Source organism: Streptomyces sp. NPDC046465 (assembly GCF_040646035.1).
Taxonomy (GTDB): Bacteria; Actinomycetota; Actinomycetes; order Streptomycetales; family Streptomycetaceae; genus Streptomyces.
The window spans coordinates 1-2,082 of the sequence record NZ_JBEYZK010000079.1; the positions used below are offsets into that span (position 1 = coordinate 1).

At 62.9% G+C, this 2,082-nt stretch carries 1 protein-coding gene; it reads left to right on the plus strand.

Annotated elements, in window-relative coordinates:
- Positions 1-428 precede the first annotated feature (428 nt).
- Positions 429-2,060, plus strand: a complete 1,632-nt coding sequence (locus tag ABZ953_RS39265) for an FtsK/SpoIIIE domain-containing protein (protein WP_361734324.1) — start codon at positions 429-431, stop codon at positions 2,058-2,060.
- Positions 2,061-2,082: the final 22 nt, after the last annotated feature.

Below are 2,082 nucleotides of genomic sequence, written 5' to 3' on the forward strand. Positions count from 1 at the left end.
AGATACCGCCGTCGTCGTCTTATAGGTCGGTGCCGACGACGTCAGTGCCTGAGACCCACTCCGGATTGGGCGCAGGACCGGCCACCAGCGGCCGGACCTGCGCCCATGCCTCACCACCCGAAGACCAACGGAGGACAGTCCCGCGCGGGCAGTGACCCGCAACAGCCCAGTCCGACACCACCGAGACGGCCCAGCCCGGTACGACCTGGCTGGGCTGTGTCGCAACAGCCGGACGAGCAGCAGCAGTTGAGCGGCGCAGACCGGCGAGCGACCGGCGAGCAAGGCACTACCCCTTGCAGACCCGGCGCGCAGACCCGCGAGCGCTGAAAAAAAGAGGTGAAAAAAACCGGAATCGCTGGAACCGTTCGAACTCGCGCGCGAGTCACGTTCTGTACACGTGATCTCACGCAGACGTGAAGGGGAGGGATGTGGGAAAGAAGCAACAGGCCAGTGAGGACCTGTCCGGACAGTTGCTCGGCACGCTCGGCGGCCTGGTCATCGTCTTCGGCGTTCTGGCCGCCATCAAGGACAAGCTGGGCCTCTCCTGGCCGGCCACGGTCCTGCTCGTCGTGGGAGTGCTGCTCTCCCTCGGCTATGGCGCCTGGTGGGTCAAGTCGCGCCTCCGGCGCGGGTGGAACAAGGCGGGCGCAGAAGCAGCGGCCTCCACTGCGGCCGTGAAGCAGGAGGCGGTTCCTGCCGCAGAGCAGCCGCAGGAACCGCGGCACGAGGCCCTGACGGCCGTACTGCGCCGGGGCGGTGCCATCGGGCAGGACGAGTACATCCGGGACGCAGACGTCCGCACGGAGCAGCTCGACGCCGGTACGCGGTACAGCTTCCTGCTGCCCAAGGGGCGCACCCACGAAGGAGTCGCGAAGAACCTGGCCGTGATCGCGTCCATGTTCGGGGTGACGCGGCTGCACCTGAAGCTCAGGACCTCCCGCGACAGTGAACGCCAGGTCGAGCTGCTCGTGCTGAAGTCGCAGCCGTTCGCCATGCCGTTCGCGCCTCCGACCCGCCAGGAGATCCGCACCTTCGCGGGCGTCCCGCTCGGGCACGAAATCACCGGTGAGCTCGGCGGGGTGGTCACCTTCAGCAGGGCGTCCATGCTGGTTGCCGGTATGAGCCAGATGGGAAAGACGACCCTCACGAACGGGCTGATCACCTGTCTGCTCATTGCCTACGGCGATTTCGATCTGTATCTGCTCGATGGGAAATTCTGCGGGCTCGCGCCGTTCGAGAAAATCGCGAAGCGGTATGAGGCATCCGAAGATCCTGCCGTCCTCGAAAGCATCCTTGATGAGCTTATCGGCCGCTTGAACGCGCGGTACCGGAAGATCATGGATGCCAAGAGGAACCGGGAGGACTTGCCCGAGTTCAAGCCGGTCTTTTTCATCATCGATGAAGCGGCCGACTTCTACACTGACAACGGGACGCAGAAGTCCAAAGAGCTGGTGGCGCGCGTAATCGACAAGTCGCGAAAACTTGCCGGGAAAGCGCTGGAATCGGAAATCTCCACCATCATGCTCACGCAGCGCCCGGACAAGGACGCCATTCCCACAAAAGTGCGGTCTCAGTTCCAGTACCGCGTATGCCTCTATGTGGGGGGTGAAGGTGACGCAAAGGTGGCGCTCGGTGACGACTATTTCAATACGGTCGCGCCGATCAATCCTGTTCACCTGAATCCGGCAGTCAAGGGGCAAGCCGTCGTGTATGCAGAGGGGCACTCGCGTCTGCTGCGTGGCTTCAACTTCCCGGATGAATTCATGTGGGAAGTCATCGATGAAGTACACGAGCGCCAGCAGAAAGCAGTCGTAACCGTGCTGGAAAAAGCACCAGAAACGCCACTCGTTCAGGCAATCGAGCTCATGAAAGATCGCGGGGTTACTTTCATTCCTACAGCTGATCTCGCGCCGTGCCTCGGAGTGACGGAAACAAATGCAGTGCAGCAGGGTAAGGCTCTGGCCGCACTTCTTGGAGTGAGGCCCAAGCCGAACAGGGAAGGCACCAAGCGCGGTTACGACCTTGATTCACTGGTCGCCGCCACGCAGGCCGCCGTCTGATCTCAGCGCCCGCCAGGGCACC